Raw genomic sequence first — 6,865 nt, 5'->3', positions numbered from 1 at the left:
GTGGCGGGGGGGGCCGCCCTGCCGCGCGCCGCCGGGGGGGGGGGGGGGGGCGCCCCCCCCCCCCCCTTCCGGCGACTTCCGCTTCTCTACTGCGGGTTGAGCCCGTGGCTCGCCAGCCACGGCAGCGGATTGACCGCGGCGCCGCCGCCCGGACGCACCTCGAAGTGCAGATGCGGGCCGGTGGAGTTGCCGGAGCTGCCGGAGTACGCGATCACGTCCCCGGCCTTCACCGAACCCGAGCGGATCTTGGTGCTGCTCAGGTGGCAGTACCAGGTCTCCGTGCCGTCCTCCATGGTCACGATCGCCATGTTGCCGTAGGCGCTGTTCCACTGAGTGCGGACGGTGCCGTCGGTCGCGGCCATCACCGGAGTCCCGTACTGCACGGGGAAGTCGATGCCGGTGTGCACGGACATCCAGTTGACCCCGGCCTGGCCGAAATACGCGCTGAGCCCGTGCTGGGCCACAGGAAGCAGGTACTTGGGGCGGGCGGCCTCCTTGCGGGCGGCCTCCTCCTCCCGCTTCTTCTTCTCGGCGGCCTGCCGCTCCTTGAGGTCGATGCGCTCCTGCGTACGGCTGGCCCGGTCCCGGAAGTCCTCACCGGCCGCGCTGACTCCCGCGAGCTGGGTGTCCAGCTTGGTGTTGGACGCGAGCGCCTTGATGCCGGCCGTGTCGGCGGCGGCCATCGTCGTGGTGTCGTCCTTGGTCTCGTCGGAGCCCCCGAGCCCACCCACCGAAGCCGCCGCGATCCCCGCGACACCCATCACGCAGGCGGACGGGACCGCGATCGTCAGCAGCGCGGACCGCTTCGCGGGCGTACGCCGACGGGCGCGGTTCCGGGCGGCGGACCGGCCCTCGGACCGGCCTTCGGGCCCGCCCTCGGGCCGTACGGCGGGCTGGTACGGGTCGGGCCAGGTGTCCGGGAGGCCGGACAGGTCCTCGGACTCCGGCTCGGGGGCGAGGTCCCGCGCGGAGTCGGGTGCGTCCGTCCCGTCCGACGCGTCGTCGTCGGGGGCCGCGTGTTCGGAGGTCCGGTGTTCCGGGCCCTGGTGTTCCGGGCCCTGGTGTTCGGGGCCCTGGTGTTCCGTGACCTGGTGTTCGGTGACCTGGTGTTCGGGTGTCGCCTCGTGCCGCGCGGTGGACGCGTAGGACATCTGTTCCGGGACGTACGCGGTCGCCCCGGGCGTGGCGTCGGGGTCCGACGCGGTGTTCCAGGCGGTCGCGTCGTAGGCGCCGGTGTCGTACGCGCCGGTGGCGAAGGCGGTGGGCGCGTAGACCGGGATGCCGGAGGCGGGGGTGTCGTAACCCGGGCTGTCGTAGCCGGGGCCGTCGTAGCCGGGGGTGGTGCCGTAGCCGCCCGCCGCTTCGAAGGCGTGGGTGCCTTCGAAGGCACCGGCGGTGTCGTAGTGCCCGGTGTCGTAGGCCCCGGCCTGGTGGGGCCCGGTCTCGAAGGCCCCGGTGTCGAAGGTGCCGGTCGCGTAGGCGGTGGGGGCTGTCGCGTACCCCGTGGTGTCGTACCCGCCGTGGGTCTCGTACGTACCGGTGGCCGGCGCGGCGGCCTGGTACGTCCCCGTCTCGTACAGGGCCGATTCGAAGGTGGTGGTGGGGAAGGCGCCGGTGTCGGTGAAGGACCACTGCCCGGTCGTCGTGTGGGTCGCGTCCTGTTGCCAGGAGCTGGAGTCCCACTGCCCGGTCCCCTCGGGCGTGCCGACCGGCCAGCTGCCGGTGGTGTCGTACGAGTGCTGATGCGTGGCTTGCGAGTGCTGGTGCGTGGCCCGGTGGGGCTCCGCCGGATAACCGCTGTAGGTGCTGCCGTTCTCCCAGGAGGAGTCGGCGGCGTAGGTGGTGTCCTGACCGGGATACGTGTCGTGGTGGGCGGCGGCCGTGGGGCCCGCCGCGAAGTCGCTGTCGTATCCGGAACCGGGAGCGACGCCGTGCTCACCGGGAAGCGTCCCGTAGAGCGGACCGGCGGGGTGGCTGCCGGTCTGTGACGTGTCGTATCCGGCGTACCCGGTGTGGGTGTACTGGTCGTTCACCAACTTCTCTCTCGCCTCGGCAGCAGGACCAGTCCGGAGTTCAGTGGGGTGAGCCCCGGGGGACGCAGTGGCCGCGACTGTACCTGTCGGTGTGTGACGGCCACAATCTTCGGAAGCGTTTGGTTGCGCGGGAAGCGGGCATTCGGGCGCCTTTCGGCGCAGCCGAGACCCGTTGTTGGCGTTACGTTCGAGAAATCCGTTCTGATTTCCGCCGTACGTGATGACGGAACGTAGTCGCGACGGTTGACGCGGTGGAAGATCGGTGTCCGAATTCGTTCGGAGGGGGAGATTCGGTGGACGAGGCGATCAAGGGTGGCGAGGGCTGGGGTTACGCCCTCCGGTCCGACGACGAGCGCGACTTCTGGGGTTTCGCGCGCGGCGCGGAGGGACTGTTCACGCCGGTGGGCGGGGACGAGGGCTGCGGGGAGACGGACGGAGGGAACGAGGCCGAGGGGGAGTCCGATTCCGGGCAGCGCCGGGTGTTCCTCACGGGCTGTCTTCCCGAGGGCGGTCTGCTGAAGGCGGTCGGCAGCATCGGCGGTCGACGTGCCGACGCGGGGAATGGCCATGTCCGTGTACTCGACGCGGACGGGGTCGCCATGGGGTCCTACTTCGTCGGCGGGGTGACCGCCGTCGACGTCCGGCCCTCCGCCCACGGGACCGGGTTGGTCGACCTCACGGTCGACCTGTGGTGCGAGTCGGCAGAGCCCGGCTCGGGCGCCGTGTGGGACCTGGTCCGGGCCGGGGGACCGGACCGTACGGGACTGTGGCGCGGACTCTCCGGTGACGAGCAATGGGCCTGGTTGTCGGTGGCGTTGTATTCCCACGAGTACCGCCGCCGAGGCAAGCCGGAAGCGCTTGCGGGGCGGACGGTAACCCTGGACGGCCGTCACGTCGTCGACCGGAACAGCTTCTGGTGCGCGATCGGTGAAGCCGTCAACGGGCCGTTGGGCTACTTCGGTTGGAACCTGGACGCGCTGGACGACTGCCTGTTCGGGGGTTGGGGTACCGCCGGCGGATTCACCCTCGACTGGACGGATTCCGTCGAAGCGCGGGCGCGGTTGGCGGAGCCGGGGCCATCGAGTGACGGGGAGGCTCCGTTCTTCGACGTACTCATGGAGATCTTCGAGGAACGGCGCGTCACCGTGGTGCTGAAGTGACGGCAGGCGGCCCCGGCCTCCTCAAGCCACGGTGGTGCCGCCCGCCGCGAAGCCGGTCCCGGCGCGGGTCGGGCCGGCCGGGGTCGTGGCGCCGGGCAGAGTGGCGCCTCCCGGCGCGTCCAGCACCTGGCGGATGCGGGCGGCTACGGCCGGGTGCACCGGGAGCGCGAGGTGGCCGATGCCCGTGACCCGTACGTTCTCCGCGTCGAGATCCGGGTGGTCGACGCGCGCGGTGCTCACGGGGACCATCACCCGGTCCAGCTCGCTCCAGAAGGCGACGAAGCGCGTCCGGCAGCCGGTCGCCGGGGTGCGCAGCTCCTCGATGAAGTCGGAGCCCGCCCGCATCTGCCGCACGATCGGGTGGGCGCTCGCCAGCGGAGCGACCGCGGTGCCGCCGTGCGGGGTGCCGAGGGTGACCAGGACACGCACCCGGTGGTCACCGCCGAGGCACTGTACGTAGTACCGGGCGATCAGCCCGCCCAGGCTGTGCCCGACGATGTCCACCTGCGGGTGACCGGTGCGCTCGCAGATCTCCTCGACGTGCCGTCCCAGCAGCTCGGCGGCCGTACGGATGTCGCAGGTCAACGGGGAGTAGTTGAGCGACTCCAGGTGGCGCCTGCCGTGCCGGGCCAGGGAGCGGCGGAGCAGCACGAAGACCGAGCGGTTGTCGATGAACCCGTGCAGCAGAACCACCGGCGGGCGGTCGTCCCGCTGGGCCGGGGGCAGCGCGCCGACGCCCGAGGGCAGCGCGTCGAGGTCCTGCTCGATGCCGGGCGTGGCCTTACGGCGCTCCGGGGTGAGGCCGGTCGGGTAGAACAGCACGTGCCCCGCGAGGATCGCCACGTCCAGTGCGGTGGCTTTGAGCAGCGCGGACGACGAGCGCAGACCATGCGGTGACGGCAGGCGCAGCAGTCGTGGCAACAGGGTGAGCAGAGACAGCAGATTCATGGCCGACCTCCTGCACCGGCACGCGCGAACGGCTTCGGTCCCGCGCGCCTTCAGGGGGTGCCGTGGAGAGGTCGCCGCCGGCGTACCGACGTCCGGTTTCCGGATTCTGTCCGGTGCCCGGATCGTCTGCCGGGTGGCCGGGTGGCCGGGTGGCCGGGTGGCCGGGTGGCCGGGCCGGGTGGCCGGTTTCCGGTCGCTGTGCCGGGGCGGGGCGGGTCTGTCCCGCACCGTCGTGTCCCGCGTCTGCTCCGTCCCGCGCCGTCTCGTTCCGTGAGCGGCCCGGACACGGTCCCGGTGGCCGGGCCTTCCGGCCGACGGGCCGTACGGTCCCTCGGCAGCCCTGCTCGGACGGCTGAGGCACCGGACGGTCGCGGGGGCCGCACCTCCGCGCCGTGCGGCTGACGGCGCGGGTGTGCGGCGACCTCTGGCGGCTCCCCGTACGGCCGCCCCCGGGTGGCGGGTGTGCGCCTCTCGATGCAGGGGCGGGCGTATGGCGAACATGTCCCACAAGGAGATTTCCCCCCTCATGTCCTTCACGAAACGGGATGGGACGGGGAAGGATGCTGAGGATAACGTTCGTTCACATCCGTTGATCGTCGGGTGCGGGATACGGCGGGGGCCGTGTGGAACACGGCGCGGGCCCCGCACGGTCTCTGTGGGTGTCCGTGTGGTGTCTGTGCGACGGAGACCGCGACCGACGGTGCGGGATACCAGGTGGAGGCAGTGATGGGTGTGTCCGGTCCGATTCGTGTGGTGGTGGCCAAGCCGGGACTCGACGGTCATGACCGGGGGGCCAAGGTGATCGCGCGGGCACTGCGGGATGCCGGTATGGAGGTCATCTACACCGGTCTCCACCAGACCCCCGAACAGATCGTGGACACCGCCATCCAGGAGGACGCCGACGCGATCGGTCTCTCGATCCTCTCCGGCGCCCACAACACGTTGTTCGCCAAGGTGATCGACTTGCTGAAGGAGCGGGAGGCCGAGGACATCAAGGTCTTCGGCGGCGGGATCATCCCGGAGGAGGACATCCCGCCGCTCAAGGAACTCGGGGTGGCCGCGATCTTCACTCCGGGCGCGACCACCACCGCGATCGTCGACTGGGTCAACGCGAACGTCCGGCACCCCGCGGACGCCTGATGAGGGCGGTGCCGGGCAGCTGATGCGGGCCGGGCGCCCGCACCCGGTGGCGGTGGTGGCCCGGTGGAGGAGTCGCAGCCCCGGCCGCCTCGGTACCAGATGGTGCTCCGGCTGGCGGAGTGGTGCGACCGGGCGGCCGGGCGCACGGCCGCCTCGGTACCAGGTGGTGCTCCCGGTCGCCGGGGCCCGTCCCCCGGCGTCAGGGGCAGGCCCCCTCCAGCTCGGCCTCCATGGCCGCTCGCAGGCGGAGGGTGGAGACCAGCCTCTGGAAGGCCTCCGACCAGTAGCCGCCCGCTCCGGGTGAGGCGTTCTCGCGTTCGTCCTCCGGCGTGGTGAGGACCTCCAGCCGGTCGGCCTCGGCGGGGTCGAGGCAGCGCTCGGCCAGGCCCATGACTCCGCTGAAGCTCCAGGGGTAACTGCCCGCTTCCCGGGCGATGTCGAGTGCGTCGACGACCGCGCGCCCGAGCGGTGCCGCCCAGGGCACGGCGCACACGCCCAGCAGCTGGAACGCCTCGGAGAGACCGTGGGCCGCTATGAAGTCGGCGGCCCAGGAGGCGCGTTCCTCCCGGGGCAGGGTGGCGAGGAGCTTGGACCGCTCGGCCGGTGAGTCCGTCCCCGTGGCGTCCGACGGGGGTGCGGTGGGAACGCCGAGCAGCGCCCGCGCCCACTCCTCGTCCCGCTGGCGTACGGCGGCACGGCACCAGGCGGCATGCAGATCGGCGGCCCAGTCGTCGGCCACCGGCAGCCGGACCATCTCCCGCGCCGTGCGTCCGCCCAGCTTCGCGGACCAGATGGCGAGTGGCGTCGACTCGACCAACTGGCCGAACCACCACGATCGTTCGCCCTTTCCCGCCGGTGGTACGGCCACCACGCCGTCCCGCTGCATGGCGGTGTCGCACTCGTACGGTGCCTCTATGACCAGGGAGGGGCCGCCGGGGTTCGGAGAGAGACCGCCGGATCCGCGGTCCAGGCCGACGCAGGAGACCGCGCGGGCGGCCATCCGACGGCCGAACGCCGTGTCGGGCAGGGAGGAGAGGAGCTCCGCGGCGGTGGCCCGGACGTTGCGGCTGCGGTCGCCGAGCGCCGTCTCCAAGAGATCCTCGTCCGCTCCGGAGAGCTTGGCGCGGAGGGTGTCCAGGAACATCAGCCGGTCCTCCGCGCGCTCGGTGGACCAGGTGCCCGCGAGCAGATCCCGGGCCGCCCCGGGCTCGCGGAGCCGTACGGCACTGAGCAGCGCGATCCGCTCCGTGAACAGCCCCTCCTCCCACAGCGCGCGCACCGCGTCCGCGTCGGCACCGCCGCCGGGCCCGCCCCGGAGGGCGGCCTGTGGGGCGCCGTCACGCAGGGCGAACCGCCAGTCCGTGTTCAGGCCGGCCAGCCAGCGGCCACGCTGACCGGCGAAGACCAGGGCGTGCGGACGCAGGTCGGTACGGGCCCGCGCCGCGTCCAGCAGGGGCGGGAGCAACGCCGCGGGGGCGCGATAGCCGTGGGGGTGAGACATAGAACGGCGTCGACACCGGCTATCCGTCCCTTTCTGTCAGTGACGAGTGCATCTGGGAATCCCCGGAACCCCGGGCCGGATCA

The 6,865-nt window shown here is 72.2% G+C and carries 4 protein-coding genes and 1 pseudogene; 2 read left to right on the top strand and 3 right to left on the bottom strand.

Features of this window, described 5'->3' with window-relative positions:
- Positions 1-86 precede the first annotated feature (86 nt).
- Positions 87-2,033: a peptidoglycan DD-metalloendopeptidase family protein gene (locus ACWD3D_RS31440; protein WP_451464142.1), complete on the bottom strand. Its 1,947-nt coding sequence runs from the start codon at positions 2,031-2,033 to the stop codon at positions 87-89.
- A 293-nt stretch (positions 2,034-2,326) separates the two neighbouring features.
- Here ACWD3D_RS31440 and ACWD3D_RS31435 point away from each other — a divergent pair, with 293 nt between their 5' ends.
- Positions 2,327-3,193 carry a barstar family protein gene (locus tag ACWD3D_RS31435; RefSeq protein ID WP_451464141.1) on the top strand — a complete coding sequence of 289 codons (867 nt, stop codon included), beginning with the start codon at positions 2,327-2,329 and terminating at the stop codon, positions 3,191-3,193.
- 21 nt (positions 3,194-3,214) lie between these two features.
- Here the strand turns inward: ACWD3D_RS31435 and ACWD3D_RS31430 are convergent, their stop codons facing one another.
- Complete coding sequence (locus ACWD3D_RS31430; RefSeq protein WP_451464140.1) at positions 3,215-4,141, bottom strand: esterase/lipase family protein; 927 nt, start codon at positions 4,139-4,141, stop codon at positions 3,215-3,217.
- Between the two features lie 726 nt (positions 4,142-4,867).
- Between ACWD3D_RS31430 and ACWD3D_RS31425 the strand changes: the two genes are divergently transcribed.
- On the top strand, positions 4,868-5,281 hold the full coding sequence (locus ACWD3D_RS31425) for a cobalamin B12-binding domain-containing protein (RefSeq protein ID WP_451464139.1): 414 nt from the start codon (positions 4,868-4,870) through the stop codon (positions 5,279-5,281).
- A gap of 199 nt (positions 5,282-5,480) precedes the next feature.
- On the opposite strand, the pseudogene ACWD3D_RS31420 reads toward ACWD3D_RS31425, so the two are convergent.
- Positions 5,481-6,767, bottom strand: a pseudogene (locus ACWD3D_RS31420) (DUF5691 domain-containing protein); the annotation flags it as partial.
- Positions 6,768-6,865: the final 98 nt, after the last annotated feature.

This window comes from Streptomyces sp. NPDC002690 (assembly GCF_053592415.1).
This window is presented reverse-complemented; position numbering and strand designations above follow the sequence as displayed.